Genomic DNA, 14099 nt, shown 5'->3' with positions numbered 1-14099 from the left:
CTTCAGCGGCGCATCCGTCTCTGTCCGGCGACCATCAGGCGTTGGTAGACGGTGGGCAATAGCCGCTGCATGCCATCGATGGCCATGGCGTCGGAGCCTATCAGCACCCGGCGCTTGTTACCACGAACCCCTTTGAGAATGGTGCGCGCGGCTTCTTCCGGCGTGGTGCGGAACATTTTCTCGAAGTCGCGGCGGGCTTTGTCCGGGTCACTGCCGGTGATTTTCTCCGTGCCGCTGCCCATCCGCGCGTTGCGGGCGATGTTGGTCTTGATGCCACCGGGGTGGACACTGGTGCAAGAGACGTTGCCGCCGTCCAGTTCCAGCTCCTGGCGGAACGACTCGGTGAAGCCGCGCACCGCGAATTTGGCGGCATTGTAGGCCGACTGGGTGGGCACGCCGATCAGGCCGAACACGCTGGAAACGTTGACGATATGGCCTTCCCCGGCGGCCCGCAGGTGGGGCAGGAACGCCTTGGTGCCGTACACCACGCCCCAGAAGTTGATGCCCATCAGCCACTCAAAGTCCTCGTAGCTCATGTCTTCAACGCTGGCGCCGAGCGCCACCCCGGCGTTGTTGAACACCAGATGCACGGCACCGAAGTGCCGCGCCACCTGTTCGGCGAACTGATACACCGCGTCGCGGCTGGCGACGTCGAAAACCCGGGTGATCAGCCGGTCTTCATCCAGACCAAGCAGGCTGGCGGTCTCGTTAAGCCCCGTTTCGTTGATGTCGCTGAGCGCCAGGCGGGCACCCTGCGCGGCCAGTTGCTGGGCCAGGGCCCGGCCGATGCCGGAACCAGCGCCGGTGATCACCGCGACTTTATCATTGAAGTTTTTCATGGCTGCCGTCCTGTTTAATGCGTCGCGGCAGTGTAGCGGCTATGACAATTCCAAAGGGGCCAATTGCAGGGGGCTGGGGGGACGGAGTGTTCAGTTTTCAGTTTTCAGTTTTCAGTGTTCGGGGGGCGGGGTTCAATCTCTTCTGGGCGGCCGGGGCCGTTGAGGTCCAGGTAGGGATAATAGTGGCCCTGGTATTCCGGGCGATGCACCACGCGGCGCAGGCGTTCCAGGGTGAAATAGGGGGCGTCGCGCAGCAGCACGTTGACCAGCCAGGCGGGAATGTATCCGCCGGCGTCCAGGGTCAGCTGATAGGTTACCTCCACCTGATCACCGGGGACGCGCACAAACAGCAAGGTGCCGTCGAGAGCCGGAAAGCGGATGTAATCCTGGTTGGGCGGCAGCCGGTCCGGTCGGTTGCTCAGCGTTACCGTGACGGTGCTGCCGCCAGCGTCGGTGACGCTCTGGGAGACACGGCTTTCCAGCACCGCTTCGCGGTCCGCCAGTGGCCAGGGCAACAGGGTGGTAAAGCGCATGTTTCGCAATCGTGGGCCGGCCCGGCTTAACTCCCGGGCGCTGTCGACGAAATGCAGCCAATCCGGATAGCTATCATAGTCATTGAGCAACGCGACCATGGCGTACTCATCGGCCAGTTTGAAGCGGGTCACGCCGCGGAAGGTTTTCAACCGGGAGTCGGCGTTGGCGTGCACGTAGACACGGATGTCGTTGCGTTCACTGATGAGCTCCCAGCCTGGCCGCGAGGCCGCCTCGGCGCTGCCGGCCAGCAGCATCACCAGCAGAGCGAATGCGCCATATATTGTTATTTGCATATTGATGTTGTCGGAGCCAGAACCATCAAGGAATTGTTCAGAGGTTCCTTAGTATGCCACGGGTGACGGGCCGCGGCGCCGATGTGGGGCGCCGCTGATCCGCTAATCGCGTCCGCTGGGCGGAGGACGCGTGTCGAACGGCCCGAATGACGGAATGATGCGGCTTGGGGGTGCACCTCGCCGCATGGTGTATGGCCGAACGCAATGCTAGACTTCGGTACCAATTCTTCTTCTCAATAACAATTCGCCAGGTTCTGATGGCACGTAAAGCATTTCATTGGGCGGTAGCAGCGTTGCTGGTGGTCGGCTATTTCGTCGCCGTTCCGGCGTCTGATCGCAATCATAATCCCGCTTTCCAACCGGACTATGTGCCGGCCCACGATGCTATTGGCGACCAGTGGCAAATGCGTTTTGCCTCCGACGGCAGTACCGCGCTGGTGCATGCCGCCTCCATGGTCGAGCTGCCGGATGGGCGTATTCGCGCATTCTGGTTCGCCGGCTCCCGGGAAGGGGCGCCGGATGTGGACATTCATTCGGCCCTGTTCGACCCGGCCAGCGGCCAGTGGAGCGAAGAAGCCAGCGTGCTCAGCCGTGAGCAGCTCAGCCGCCAGTGGGGCCGCTACGTGCGCAAGCTTGGCAACGCGGTACCAGTGCTGGACGCGGACGGGCGCATGCGATTGTTCGTGGTGGCGGTGAGTTTCGGTGGCTGGGCGGCGAGCCGCCTGGTGGTGCTGGAGTCCGACGACCTGGGGCGCAGTTGGGACTTTGACGAGGCGCTCACCACTTCGCCCTTTATGAACATCAGCACCCTGGTGAAAACACCGCCGATCCGTTACGCGGACGGCACCGTGGGGTTGCCGGTCTACCATGAGATGGTTGGCAAGTTCGGTGAGCTGCTGCGTCTCGACAAGCACAACCATATTATCGACAAGGAACGCATCGGCCATGGCCGCAAGGCGATCCAGCCGCTGATCCTGGTTGATTCGCCACGCCGGGCCACTGCCTATCTGCGCAATGAAAGCGAAGACCACCCGGGCATGATCTACCGCAGCGATACCCGCAATGGCGGTGAGGACTGGACGCCGCTGGCCGGCGGCAATCTGGTCAACCCGAGCGCGGCGGTGGGGGGCGTGGCGCTGGCGCCGGATCATTGGCTATTGGTGGCCAACTGCAACAGCAAAGAACGCGATGACCTGTGCCTTAAAGAAACGCTGGACAGCGGCGCCACCTGGACCACCCGTTACTCTTTTCATGATCGCCACCGCTGGCGCGCCGGCAACGTGGATGAGCGTTTGTTCATGACCATGATCAAGCAGGAACTGGAGCAGACTCGCGGCGATCAGCACACCGCTGTGTTTCAGCGCCGGGTGGAGCACAATAAATGCCACCCGGCCGGTTGTGAGTTCCAGTACGATTACCCTTACGTGATCCAGGCGCGAAACGGGGACATCCACATACTCTATACCTGGAACAAAAGCGCCATTCGCCATGCATGGTTGCCAGCGACCGCGCCTGAAGAGGGGGAGAGGGGATGATCTCGGAACTGATTTGCGCCCTGGTGCTGACGGCGATGGCGCTGCGCATTACCACCTGGCTGGCCGCGCCCTGGCGGGCGCTGGTCGCGGGCGTCACCCTGTTGGTGTCGCTGCTGCCGTTCCCCTGGGGCTTATCCGGCTGGGTGCTCAGTTACCTCAGTGATTTCAGTATCACCACCGGGTTGCTGGCGCTGGTGGCGATCCAGCACCGGCTGACCGGCCATTACTCCCTGCCGGTGCGCGAGTTGCGCGCCGCCTGTCTGACCCTGGTGGTGCTGGCGCTGTGGTTCTACCCGATGAGCCTGGGTTCCAGCTACGCCGATCCTTACGCCCTTGGCTTCGGTGACACTCTGCTCAGCGGCATTCTGCTGCTGGTGGGTCTGTTCGCCTGGCTGAGCCGGGCGTACGCCAGTTGTCTGCTGCTGGTCGCGGCGCAGGTGGCGTTCCGTTTCAATCTGCTGCAATCGGACAACCTCTGGGACTACCTGATCGACCCCTGGCTGGTCAGTTGGGCGTCCGGCTGGCTGATCCGCGACCGCTTGCTGCGGGTGCGTGAGAATCGCGCTGAACGGCTGGCCGGGCAAGCGGTGCCGGCAGTCAACGGTGCCAAACCGGTACCGGTCGCCACCGCCTCGGAAGGGTAGTTCGGAAGGGTCGCGACCCTTTCGATCAGCTCGCCGGCGCCGTCCGGCGGGCGCTCTGCCATAGCCGCGCGGCGCCATAGCCCACCAACAGCATAATCAGGTTGCCGATCAAACCGGTGTAGTAGAGATCGAAGGGTGCGCTCAGCGCCGTGGGCAGCAGGCCGTTGCTGCCCAGCACCGTCCAGCCGGTGAACACCAGCGTGGCGAGAATGCCGCACCAGGCGGCGCGGGCGTTGCCCTGGTGGCTGAAGAAACCGAGCAGGTACAACCCCAGCATGCCACCGCCCAACAGCGACACCAGAATGGTGGAGGTATCCTGCAGCGTGCTGGTGCTGGCGCCGTTGAGCCACAGGGCGCCCAGAATCATCGCCACCGTCACGCCGCTGGCGATGCTCTTCGCCACCCGCAGGTAATGTTGATCGCTGGCGCCAGGGCGCAGATGGCGCCGGTACAGATCCACCACCGATACGGTGCTCACCGAATTGATGCTGGAATCCAGCGAGCTCATCGCCGCCGCCAGCGCCGCGGCGACCACCAGGCCGGCGATGCCAGAGGGCAGGTAGCGGGTAATGAACCACGGCATGATGGTTTCCGCGCGCGCCTCGCCGGCCAGCACCGCCTGGGCCATCTGGTCCTGGTGATGCTGGAAGAACACCCACAGGGCCGTGCCGAGCAGCATATAAAAGGCCCAGGTCGGCAGGGCGGTGAACAGGTACACCCACAGCCCGCGTCGTGCTTCCCGGGTGGAGCGCGAGGCGCAGTAGCGCTGCACCGTGTTTTGATTGCTGGAGTATTCGGTGAGCCAGTTGGTCAGGCCGATCAGCAGCATCATGGTGGCGGTCTTTTCCGACAGCGAGAACCCCCAATTGACCGGTCGCGGCTGCCCGTCTTGCCACTCCGCCAGGGCGAACTTGCCCGCCGCGCCCGCTTCCTGGAACACCTGCGTGAGGCCACCGGGCAGGGCATCCACCACCACCCACACACACAGTATGCCGCCCATCAGCAGCACCACCGTTTGCAGCACGTCGGTCCAGATCACCGCGTCGATGCCGCCGATCACGGTGTACACGCCGACGAACAGGCCGGCGGCGACAATCGCCACGGTGGGCGATACCGGCAGCAGCTGTTGCACCAGCAACGACAACAGCCAAAGAATCATCGCCAGCCGCACCAACTGCGCGATGATGAACGCCAGCGCGCCGTACACGCGCACGCTGGGTCCGAAGCGCAGCTCCAGAAATTCATAGGCGCTGGTCATGTTGCCGCGTCGGAAAAACGGCAAAAACACGAACGCCGCCAAAACCAGCGCCACCGGCAGGGCCAGATTGGGCAAATAGCGCAGCCAGGCGGTCTTGAAGGCGTCCGCCGGGTAGGCGAGAAAGGTGATCGAGCTGATTGAGGTGCCGACCAGGGAAAGACCGATTACCCAGCCTTTGAAACGGCGCCCGCCAACGAAGTACTCCTCGGTACTGGTGTTGCGGCGCGCGAAATAAACGCCGATCAGCAACACCGCCAGCAGGTAGGCCAGCAGCACCGCCCAATCGAGCACCGAGAGCGTCATGGCCGGCCCGCCCGGGCCGCGCCAGTATAACAGCCGGCATAACAATGGCGGTGGATCATCACTGTTCGATGTACACCTGGTCCGCCTGCTCGCCACGTTCGGACATGCGCGTGGTAAAGCGCACCCGGCTGCCGGTGCGCAGGCTGCGGCGGCCGCCATTGCGCACCGCCTTGAAGTGCACGAAGATTTCCTCGCCGTTGTCGGCGAGGATAAACCCGAAGCCCTTATTGGGGTTGAACCACTTCACCTCGCCCTGGCGGCGTTGATCGCGGCCCAGGCGCCGCCACGGCAACAGCGGCAGAAGATACAGTGCCACTGGAATCCACAGCCAGGCGCCGCCGCCAAAAGCCGGGGCGCCGTGGCTGGCCACCAGGCCAGCCAGGTAAATCAGCACCGCCGCATGCAGGGGCAGGCGGCTCGGGCCACCCACCAGGCAGACCAGGTTCACCGCCGCCGCCAGCAGCAGGCCCAGGGCGGTTTGCTGGCTGAGCAGAGGGGAGATCACCAGGTGGTCGCCGCCGTGCAGCAGCACGATGAAGGACTGCGGCGCGAACAGCAGCCAGGCGCCGGTAACGGCCAGGAAAAAGGTGGCCAGACAGTAAAATACCGTCAGTGTCGTGGAAACTTTCATGGATCAATCCGTACCTTTTTTATTGGATCAGCCCGCCCGGCCGATCGTCTTGGTGGCCCCGAAACGTCACACCAGGAGCGGGCGCGCTGAGAAGTTGAAGAGGGTCGTCGCCGGGCCATTGTAACCAAGGCCCGCCACAATCTCATGTGCGCGGCGCCCAGGCCGGCGCTCGCCACGGCCATGGCTCGCCGGGGCCGAGCCGGAACGCTATGCTGGGGGCCTTTCAAAAGCGCCCTGGCAGGCTGCCAGAGACGTTGGAGCACCGATGCAGTATCCCTTTCTTAGTACGGCTTTTCTCGACACCCTCGAAGAAACCGGCGCGGTTGATCCGCGCCGTGGCTGGGCGCCGTGCCATCTGGGCGGCGGCGATCATTTCCTGCCGTTGTACCAGCGCGCCGATTCGCGCGGCGAATATGTGTTTGATTTTGCCTGGGCGGACGCTTACCAGCGGCACGGCCTGCCCTACTACCCCAAGCTGGTCACCGCCATTCCGTTTACCCCGGTAGTGGGGCCGCGCTGGCGTGGCGACTGGAGTGCCAACGCACTCTGGGAAGGCGTGCAGGAACGGGCCCGTGAACACGGTGCCAGCGGCTGGCATCTGTTGTTTCCTGATCAGCTCGCCCGCGAGGTGCTCGCTGAGCTGCCGTTGATCGGGCGCCAGGCCTGTCATTTTCGCTGGTTCAACCGGGATTACGCGGACTTCGAAGATTTTCTCGGCGCCTTCAATTCGCGCAAACGCAAGAGCGTGCGCCGCGAACGGCGCCGTATTGGCGAGCAGGGGCTGAGCGCGACCCGGCACAGCGGCGCGCGGATCGAAGCGCACCACTGGCGCTTTTTCTACCACTGCTATGCCAACACCTACCGGGTGCGCGGCCAGCGCCCCTACCTCAGTGAGCGCTTCTTCCTGCGGCTGGCGGAGACCCTGGGTGAACAGCTTCTCATGGTCCTCGCCTGGCACCAGGGCGAGCCGGTGGCCGCCGGGCTGTACTTGTTCGATGACCACACCCTGTACGGCCGCTACTGGGGGTGCGTGCGTGAATACGACGCGCTGCATTTCGAAGTCTGCTATTACCAGGGCATTGAGTTCGCCATTGAGCGTGGTCTGCGCGAATTCGACCCCGGCGTGCAGGGCGAGCACAAAATTCTGCGCGGCTTCGAGCCGGTGATCACCCATTCCCTGCACTGGCTCGCCGAGCCCGCCTTTCACGACGCGGTGGCGGATTTCTGCCAACGCGAAGCCCGCCACGTGATCGGTTACCGGGACGAGGCGCGTACGTTGCTGCCGTATCGGCGGGAGGAATAAACGGGTGGAACAGGGGACAGGTTAAGGGGACGGGGAGCGGCCGTGCCATGGGCGAGGCCGTGCTTCGTGGAGAATGGCTTCAAGCTTCAAGCTTCAAGTGGCACGCGGCCGATGCGGAGCGGCTTATTAGCTTGTGGCTTGCGGCTTGTCGCTTGCGGGCCGTCCACGAAGCCCAGCGGGTCCGGTCACCACGAACCTGAACTGTTCCCTGTTCCCTCCGCCCGGCTGAACAACGGCGGCATCGGGCATTCCAACAGCGCGCACAGCACGCGCATCAATTCCGCTTCGGCGACCTGGATCTGCCCGTCCCAGAGCACCAGATCCGCGGCGCAGTCGATCAGTGGCGCTTTCAGCACCGGCAGCAGGCGGTTGAGGCGGCGCAGGGCGGCGTCCAGTCGCGGTGCCCGGCAGCGATCCGGGGTGAGCAGCAGCCGCCCGGGGGGCAGCAGGCCCCGGGTGGTATTGAGAAAGGTGGCCAGCGCGCCGCCGCGGGCGGAGGTGCTGGCCCAGGCCAGCGCCGAGAACAGCACCTGTATTTCCCCGGCCACGGCGCCGAGGCGGCGAATCGTCGGCAGCGGCAACGGCGGTCTCGGCGAGGGGGCCAGGTCTCTCTCCGCCAGTGCCGCCAGCGCCCAACACAGCAGGTCCTTGTCCGCCTGGCGACCGGTCAACGCACGCAGCTGCTCAACGATCACCCGGCGGCGGCTTTCCTCCAGCGCGCGCAGGGTGGGCAGGGCCATATCCAGCAGCGGCAGCCGCAGTCGGGTGCCGAGCGCGCGCACCTCGCTGACCAGGGTCGCCCGGCGGCCGGCGCGCAACGCCGGCGGTGGCTCCAGTGACCCCAACGCCAGGGTATACAGTACACATTCGGCGCCCTCCACGGTGGTCAGCGCGTGGCGCAGACCGGCGGGGATGCTCTCGACCAGGGTATGGGCGTATCCCAGGTTGACGCCGTTGAGCGCGCCTACCCGCGTGGAGGGCGCGGCGGTGGGCTTACGGGCTGGCGCGGTGCGCGCGCGAGACCGCGCCGGCCAGTCCGGCCCGAGCGCGGCGAGTCGTTGTTGTGGGGTGGGATGGGTCGCCAGCCAGCCGCGCCAGCGTAATGACAGGGTCTCGGCGAAGCCCATATGGCTGACGTCTTCCGCATAGGGACCGCGCAGGTAGGAGCCGCCATGGTGCTGGATTTTGATCAGGGCGCCGGCGAGCCCGCCCGGATTACGGGTGAACTGGACCGCCGAGGCGTCGGCGAGCCGTTCCCTCTGACGCGCGATGCCGGCGCGGATCAGGCGGCCGCAGAACAGCCCGCCGTAACCGGCCAGCACCAACGGCAGGCCCAGCAATACGGTGGCCCCAAGACGACGCTGGCGGTGGTCGGTGTCGCACAGATAAAGCCCCAGCCGGGCGACGGCGAGCAAGCCGGCGAGCAGAGCGATGAGGCGCAAATTCAGCCGCATGTCGCCATTGAGAATATGGCTGAACTCGTGGGCCACCACGCCTTGCAGCTCGTCCCGGGTGAGCGCATTCAGCGCGCCGGCGGTGACCACCAGCGACGCCCGCGCCGGGCCGAGGCCGGTGACAAAGGCGTTGATGGCGTGTTCTTCACTGAGCACGTACAGGCGAGGAACACCGGTGCCGGCGGCGATGCTGATTTCTTCCACTACCTGCCGCAGGCGCCGCTGGCCGGGGTGCGCCGGGCGTGGGCCGACGGGCTCGGCGCCCAACAGGCCGGGCAGGCCGCCGGCCTGTTCACGCAGTTGCCAGGCTTTGTGCAGGGAGCCGCAGGCAATCACCAGCACGATCGCCAGTGTCAGCCAGCGCGCGCCCGGGCTGCGCCACCACAGAGGCAGAGGCTCGGCGCTGCTGATCAGCCAGGCCACCAGATTGAGCGAGGCGATCACCGCCAGCGTGGCGAGGAGGAAATAAAGCACCAGTAGCGCGGTGCGGCGCCGGGCGCTCTTTTGCTGGTCGAAAAAATTCATCGGCGCTCGGGATCAGAACGAAACCTGGATCGCCTCGCGGGCCTGGGGCAGGTCGATTTCCAGTGGTTGGGCGGCCCGAAACGGGCCAAACAAGCCGCTGATGAAGTTGTTGGGAAACTGCTCGCGGCAGGTGTTGTAGTCCATCACCGTGTCATTGAACGCCTGGCGGGCGAAACCGATGCGGTTTTCGGTGCTGGTCAGTTCTTCCATCAACTGTGAAAGGGTGAGGTCGGCTTTCAGGTCCGGGTAGTTCTCGAGCACCGCGTTAAAGCGGGCCAGCCCACCGGAGAGCAGGGATTCGGCCTGGCCGAGACGGCCCATGGCGGCGTTGTCGTCGGGGTGCGCGGCGGCATCGCGGCGGGCGCTGGCGGCTTGATCGCGGGCGGCGATCACCTGGGTGAGGGTATCGCGCTCATGGCTCAGATAAGCCCGGGCGGTTTCCACCAGATTGGGGATCAGGTCGTGACGGCGGCGCAGTTGAACATCGATCTGGGCGAACGCGTTCTTGAAGCGGTTTCTCAGCGTGACCAGACGGTTATAGACCATTACCAGATAGACCAGCGCGGCGACAATGACCGCGAAAAACAGCCAGCTCCCCATCTTTTTCCCCTGACAGTCGAGCATTCCGGCGCGGCCGATAAACCCGTCGCGCACTCTTGCTTCAGGTGGGTGGGTTCAGCAGCCAGTGGATATCATTGTTGTGTTGTTATCAGCGCCGCGTGGAGTCCGTCGGACGGGGCGACGCAAGCGCTGCCCACGCCGGGCGACGGACCTTCTTTATCCGCACGGATTGGATACCGGCGTGGCCCTGCCGTCAAGCGACCGGGCCACACCCTGAGGGATCAGCCGTTAAGCGGGTGCAGGGGCAGGTAATGGTCCACCAGCAAACCGGTGAACAACACGAACAGATAGACGATCGAATAGCCGAACGTTTTCATCGGCAGCTTCGGGTCGCTGGAGAAGCGCAGGCGCACGGCGTGGACCAGGAAAATCACCCCGAGAACCACCGCGGTGACCAGATAAATCAGGCCGCTCATGCCGGTCAGGTAAGGCAGCAGGGAGCAGATGAACAGCAAAATGGTGTAGTAGAGCACCGATTCCCGGGTAAACGGGATGCCATGGGTAACCGGCAGCATCGGCACGTCCGCTTTCGCGTACTCGTCGGCGCGGTGAATCGCCAGGGCCCAGAAGTGGGGGGGCGTCCAGACGAAGATGATCAGCACCAGCAGCCACGCGTAAGGGTCCAGGGAGTTGGTCACCGAGGCCCAGCCCAACAGGGGCGGAATGGCGCCGGCCAGACCACCGATCACGATGTTCTGCGGCGTCGCCCGTTTCAGATAAAGGGTATAAACGAACGCATAGCCGACAAAACCGAACAGGGTCAGCCAGGCGGTCAGCGGATTGACCAGAAAATACAGCATCACCATCGAAGCGACCGCCAGCGCCACGGCGAAGATCACCGCCGCGCGGGGCGACAGGCGGCCGGCCACCAGCGGACGCTTTTCGGTGCGCTTCATGATCGCGTCGATTTTCTGGTCCATGATCTGGTTGATCGCCGCCGAGGCCATCATTGCCAGAGACAGGCCCACGAAAGCGGGAATAAAGGTGCTCATGGGCACCATGCCCGGCGGGTCGGTGGCGAGAAACATCCCGGCCACCGCGGTGACCATCAGCAGCACCACCACGTTGGGCTTGGTCAGCGCCAGGTAGTCACGCCATTGGGCGGTCTCGGTTGTCATGGCTTGGGGTCCTCCTCAAGCTTGGGGTGGCGGCAACCGCACTTTACGTTGATCGAGCGGATGAACAGCACCAGCGAGACCAGCAGCAGTACGGCGCCAAAATTATGGGCCACGGCCACTGGCAGTGGCACCGAGAACCACACGTTACTGATTCCCAGGCCTACCTGCATCACCAGCAACAACAGAATCACCACCGCGAAGCGGCGGAAGAAGGTGCTGCGCGCGCGGCGCAGAATGCGCGCCACCAGCAACAGCACCAGGACACTGGCGAGCAGGGCGCCGAACCGATGCATCACATGGATGGTGGTGCGGGCATCGTTCTCCAGCACGCCGAACTCGTAGTCCGGTTTGTCGTGAACGTGGCCCCAGAACATAAAGGCCTCATCGAAATCCAGGTGCTCGGTCCAGCCCTGTTCGCAAATCGGGAATTCGGTGCAAACCACCGCCGCGTAGTTGGCGGTGGTCCAGCCGCCCAGCGCGATCTGCAGCACCACCGCGGCCAGCGCCAGCCCGGCCAGGGACTTCATACTGAGCACGTCGCAGTCATTAAGAAAATGCGGCCAGCGGTACAGCCGCGCCACCAGCAGCACCAGCAGCGTGAAGGTGGTGAAGCCGCCGAGCAGATGCAGCATCACGATGGTCGGTTGCAGCCCCATGGTCACGGTCCACATGCCCAGCATGCCCTGGAAAATCACCAGCGCCACCAGAAACACGGGCAGCTTTAAGGGCTGTTTGTGCCGTTTTCGGTTGATCAGGCTGAGCACGGCGATGATCAGGATCACCAGCCCCAGGGTGGAGGCGACGTAGCGGTGCACCATTTCCGGTACTGCCTTGTGCGCTTCGCGCAGCACGCCGGGCTCGTTGGTGTTGATCTCGTTCACGTGCGCCATGGCCTTGCGAACGTCCAGATGGCCGTAGCAACCGGGCCAGTCGGGGCAGCCCAGGCCGGCGTCGCTGAGCCGGGTCCAGGCGCCGAGAAGAATCACTCCCGCCGCCAGGAAAAGAGCCAGAACGGCGAAGCGACGCAGCCAGATTTGCGAAGACGTCAGGGTGTGCATGGTGTCAAAGCCTGTCCGATTTCATCCGATACATGAATGGCGACGGGTGCCGCCATGCGCGGTTGGGGCGAGCGACCTCAGATCAGTGAACCCTTCAGGGTGCGCTCCAGATCCAGACGGATGTTCTCCGCCTCTACCAGGGTGGCGTCCATGCTCTCGTGGGTGGGATAGCGCAGAAATATCTGCCCGTCAGGGCTGACCACGAAGATATCCCCAAGCGGCGCGCTGGCTTGCGCCGGGTAAACCGGCTCCAGGGCATCGCGGAGTGAGTCCAATTCACCGGTGGCCTGTTCCATGCCGGCCACGTTCTCGTTAAGAAACTGTTTGAAATCCGCATCCGGCGTGCCGGTCAGAATCACCAGCCGGCGCAGCCGGTGGGCGTTCTCGTTAAGGGTCAGGCGAACCTGACGCATCTGATAGTACAGGCCGTTTTTGCAGGCTTTATCGCACTGTTCGCCGGCCACGTACAGCAGCGTCCACATGCCGTCGGTGTCCTCGGCGTTGTACGCGCCGCCGCCGGGCTCCTTGAGGCCCAGGTCGGCGATCGGAATGTGCGGAATGATCAGTTGTCCCTTATTGACCCGTGGCAATTCCCAAGGGTTGAAGAAGTAACGGCCAACGATAAAGAACAGCACGAAAGGGCTGATGATGGCCAACAGGGTCAGGGTGCTTTTGCTACGTGGGGACATGGCGCTCAAGGGTTGCGTTGATCTCGGCGACGGCCGCCGCGGCGGCTGGCCAGGATGAAAACCACCACCGAGGCCAGGCCCAGCGCCAGCCACTGAATGGCATAGGCAATATGCCGTTGCGGACTGATGGTGGCGTCCGTTTCATGCCAGGGCCGTGGCAAGGGCGCGCCATCACCCAGGGGGTGATCGGGGCTGACCCGGATCTCGAAGGGCGCCAATTCTACCCCAAGTCGGGCGCCGATGGCTGCAAAATCGACCTTTTGCACCCTTAACGGCCACTGATTTTCCGGCAGTGGAATGTTTTTCAGTACCAGAGCGTTAGCCGGCGGTACGTAAACGGTGCCGGACACCGTGACTGGACCGCTCACCGCCGGCACTGGCGGCAGCGTGTCACGGGACGCGGCGGCGGGCAGCCAGCCCCGATTCACCAGTACCCAGCGGCCGCCGGGGGTGCGCAGCGGCGAGAGCAGGTAGTAGCCGGCACGGCCCTGGTAGGTGCGATTGTCCAGCAACACCGGATGGGCGTTATCCAACTCGCCGCCCACGCGCACCGGCTGATGTTGCGGTTGGTCCATGGCGGCGGCGCGTTCCAGGGCGACCGGCGCCGACGCCGCCTTGGCCCGTTGGTCAGCCAGCCAGGCGCGCTTTTCGCCGGCGCGCTGCCATTGCCACCAGGAAAGGCTCAGGCAAACGCCCAGCACCAGCAAGCTCATCAACAGGCCGATCAGCGAGAAACGGGCGGGGCGAGGGGGCATGGAACACCTCGGACAGAGCGCGGCGGGCCGCTTAATCACGGACATCTCGCCGGGCGGCGGCTACAATGGGCGCACATTGTAGCAAAGGTGCCGGGAAATGCTTGTTGGATTGCGAGACCGGCGGAAATACGACGCTCGACGGTAGGAAAAGAATCTATGTGGTGGGTGAAACTGATCGTCATCGTTCTGTTGATCGCGGCGGTGGTCGCGTTGGCCAGGGCGCTGTTTTCCCTGGTGCGTAACCAGGGTGGTGAAGGCAAGACCATGCGTGCGCTGGCCTGGCGGGTCGGTTTCTCGGCGGCGGTGTTCCTGTTTATTCTGCTGAGTATGTACATGGGCTGGATCAAGCCCCACGACGTCAACCCGGGCACCCGCGATGGTCAGATTATTGAACAGGGAGACGCCAGAGGCTAGACGCCGGACGCTGGACGCTAAACCCCTAACCTGAAAGGAGCGGTGTGTTTACTGACTGGCCGAAAATACACCGTTCCCTTCCGGGCCGGGTTTAGCGTCCGGCGTCCAGCGTCCAGCGTCCAGCG

At 64.2% G+C, this 14099-nt stretch carries 14 protein-coding genes; 4 read left to right on the top strand and 10 right to left on the bottom strand.

From position 1 onward, the window contains the following. Positions 1–2: 2 nt before the first annotated feature. The gene (locus tag CGS25_RS14755; protein ID WP_101675930.1) at positions 3–839 is read right to left on the bottom strand and encodes an SDR family NAD(P)-dependent oxidoreductase; all 837 of its coding nucleotides are present in this window, start codon (positions 837–839) and stop codon (positions 3–5) included. A 104-nt stretch (positions 840–943) separates the two neighbouring features. Further along, entirely contained in the window at positions 944–1666 is a 723-nt protein-coding gene (locus tag CGS25_RS14750; RefSeq protein WP_101675929.1) for an START domain-containing protein, read from the bottom strand. A gap of 257 nt (positions 1667–1923) precedes the next feature. On the opposite strand from CGS25_RS14750, the gene CGS25_RS14745 reads away from it, so the two are divergent. After that, a complete protein-coding gene (locus CGS25_RS14745; protein ID WP_089031242.1) occupies positions 1924–3201 on the top strand; it encodes a sialidase family protein in 1278 nt (425 codons plus the stop codon). Further along, entirely contained in the window at positions 3198–3845 is a 648-nt protein-coding gene (locus CGS25_RS14740; RefSeq protein ID WP_198588814.1) for a hypothetical protein, read from the top strand. The genes CGS25_RS14745 and CGS25_RS14740 overlap by 4 nt, the downstream gene beginning before the upstream one ends. A 25-nt stretch (positions 3846–3870) precedes the next feature. On the opposite strand, the gene CGS25_RS14735 is transcribed toward CGS25_RS14740, so the two are convergent. Both CGS25_RS14735 and CGS25_RS19305 read right to left on the bottom strand, forming a co-directional pair. Further along, positions 3871–5406, bottom strand: a complete 1536-nt coding sequence (locus CGS25_RS14735) for a sodium:solute symporter (protein ID WP_089031243.1) — start codon at positions 5404–5406, stop codon at positions 3871–3873. A gap of 58 nt (positions 5407–5464) precedes the next feature. After that, positions 5465–6037 carry a cold-shock protein gene (locus CGS25_RS19305; RefSeq protein WP_089031244.1) on the bottom strand — a complete coding sequence of 191 codons (573 nt, stop codon included), beginning with the start codon at positions 6035–6037 and terminating at the stop codon, positions 5465–5467. A gap of 139 nt (positions 6038–6176) precedes the next feature. Between CGS25_RS19305 and CGS25_RS14725 the strand changes: the two genes are divergently transcribed. After that, positions 6177–7340: a GNAT family N-acetyltransferase gene (locus CGS25_RS14725; protein WP_269800694.1), complete on the top strand. Its 1164-nt coding sequence runs from the start codon at positions 6177–6179 to the stop codon at positions 7338–7340. 185 nt (positions 7341–7525) lie between these two features. Here CGS25_RS14725 and CGS25_RS14720 read toward each other — a convergent pair whose 3' ends face one another. The 6 genes from CGS25_RS14720 to CGS25_RS14695 all read right to left on the bottom strand — a co-directional run bounded on the left by CGS25_RS14720 (position 7526) and on the right by CGS25_RS14695 (position 13560). Continuing rightward, positions 7526–9319: a M48 family metalloprotease gene (locus CGS25_RS14720; RefSeq protein ID WP_101675927.1), complete on the bottom strand. Its 1794-nt coding sequence runs from the start codon at positions 9317–9319 to the stop codon at positions 7526–7528. Positions 9320–9331: 12 nt separating this feature from the next. After that, positions 9332–9919: a LemA family protein gene (locus CGS25_RS14715; RefSeq protein WP_101675926.1), complete on the bottom strand. Its 588-nt coding sequence runs from the start codon at positions 9917–9919 to the stop codon at positions 9332–9334. A 242-nt stretch (positions 9920–10161) separates the two neighbouring features. Further along, positions 10162–11058: a heme o synthase gene (gene cyoE / locus CGS25_RS14710; RefSeq protein WP_089031248.1), complete on the bottom strand. Its 897-nt coding sequence runs from the start codon at positions 11056–11058 to the stop codon at positions 10162–10164. Beyond that, positions 11055–12116, bottom strand: a complete 1062-nt coding sequence (locus tag CGS25_RS14705) for a COX15/CtaA family protein (protein WP_089031249.1) — start codon at positions 12114–12116, stop codon at positions 11055–11057. Before CGS25_RS14705 ends, cyoE begins: the two co-directional genes overlap by 4 nt. A 77-nt stretch (positions 12117–12193) precedes the next feature. Continuing rightward, a complete protein-coding gene (locus CGS25_RS14700; RefSeq protein WP_089031250.1) occupies positions 12194–12805 on the bottom strand; it encodes a hypothetical protein in 612 nt (203 codons plus the stop codon). Positions 12806–12810: 5 nt separating this feature from the next. After that, a complete protein-coding gene (locus tag CGS25_RS14695; RefSeq protein WP_101675925.1) occupies positions 12811–13560 on the bottom strand; it encodes an SURF1 family protein in 750 nt (249 codons plus the stop codon). Between the two features lie 156 nt (positions 13561–13716). Here CGS25_RS14695 and CGS25_RS14690 point away from each other — a divergent pair, with 156 nt between their 5' ends. Continuing rightward, the gene (locus CGS25_RS14690; RefSeq protein WP_089031252.1) at positions 13717–13974 is read left to right on the top strand and encodes a twin transmembrane helix small protein; all 258 of its coding nucleotides are present in this window, start codon (positions 13717–13719) and stop codon (positions 13972–13974) included. The last annotated feature ends 125 nt before the right edge of the window (positions 13975–14099 follow it).

Source organism: Alloalcanivorax mobilis, from assembly GCF_002864685.1.
GTDB classification, from domain to species: domain Bacteria; phylum Pseudomonadota; class Gammaproteobacteria; order Pseudomonadales; family Alcanivoracaceae; genus Alloalcanivorax; species Alloalcanivorax mobilis.
The sequence above is the reverse complement of the archived record's forward strand: the minus strand, read 5'-3'. Positions and strand labels throughout refer to the sequence as shown.

What these genes read in the sequence shown, in the direction of transcription:
- CGS25_RS14755 (WP_101675930.1), bottom strand. Translation starts at nt 839, where the DNA reads ATGAAAAACTTCAATGATAAAGTCGCGGTGATCACCGGCGCTGGTTCC.
- CGS25_RS14750 (WP_101675929.1), bottom strand. Translation starts at nt 1,666, where the DNA reads ATGCAAATAACAATATATGGCGCATTCGCTCTGCTGGTGATGCTGCTG.
- CGS25_RS14745 (WP_089031242.1), top strand. Translation starts at nt 1,924, where the DNA reads ATGGCACGTAAAGCATTTCATTGGGCGGTAGCAGCGTTGCTGGTGGTC.
- CGS25_RS14740 (WP_198588814.1), top strand. Translation starts at nt 3,198, where the DNA reads ATGATCTCGGAACTGATTTGCGCCCTGGTGCTGACGGCGATGGCGCTG.
- CGS25_RS14735 (WP_089031243.1), bottom strand. Translation starts at nt 5,406, where the DNA reads ATGACGCTCTCGGTGCTCGATTGGGCGGTGCTGCTGGCCTACCTGCTG.
- CGS25_RS19305 (WP_089031244.1), bottom strand. Translation starts at nt 6,037, where the DNA reads ATGAAAGTTTCCACGACACTGACGGTATTTTACTGTCTGGCCACCTTT.
- CGS25_RS14720 (WP_101675927.1), bottom strand. Translation starts at nt 9,319, where the DNA reads ATGAATTTTTTCGACCAGCAAAAGAGCGCCCGGCGCCGCACCGCGCTA.
- CGS25_RS14715 (WP_101675926.1), bottom strand. Translation starts at nt 9,919, where the DNA reads ATGGGGAGCTGGCTGTTTTTCGCGGTCATTGTCGCCGCGCTGGTCTAT.
- cyoE (WP_089031248.1), bottom strand. Translation starts at nt 11,058, where the DNA reads ATGACAACCGAGACCGCCCAATGGCGTGACTACCTGGCGCTGACCAAG.
- CGS25_RS14705 (WP_089031249.1), bottom strand. Translation starts at nt 12,116, where the DNA reads ATGCACACCCTGACGTCTTCGCAAATCTGGCTGCGTCGCTTCGCCGTT.
- CGS25_RS14700 (WP_089031250.1), bottom strand. Translation starts at nt 12,805, where the DNA reads ATGTCCCCACGTAGCAAAAGCACCCTGACCCTGTTGGCCATCATCAGC.
- CGS25_RS14695 (WP_101675925.1), bottom strand. Translation starts at nt 13,560, where the DNA reads ATGCCCCCTCGCCCCGCCCGTTTCTCGCTGATCGGCCTGTTGATGAGC.
- CGS25_RS14690 (WP_089031252.1), top strand. Translation starts at nt 13,717, where the DNA reads ATGTGGTGGGTGAAACTGATCGTCATCGTTCTGTTGATCGCGGCGGTG.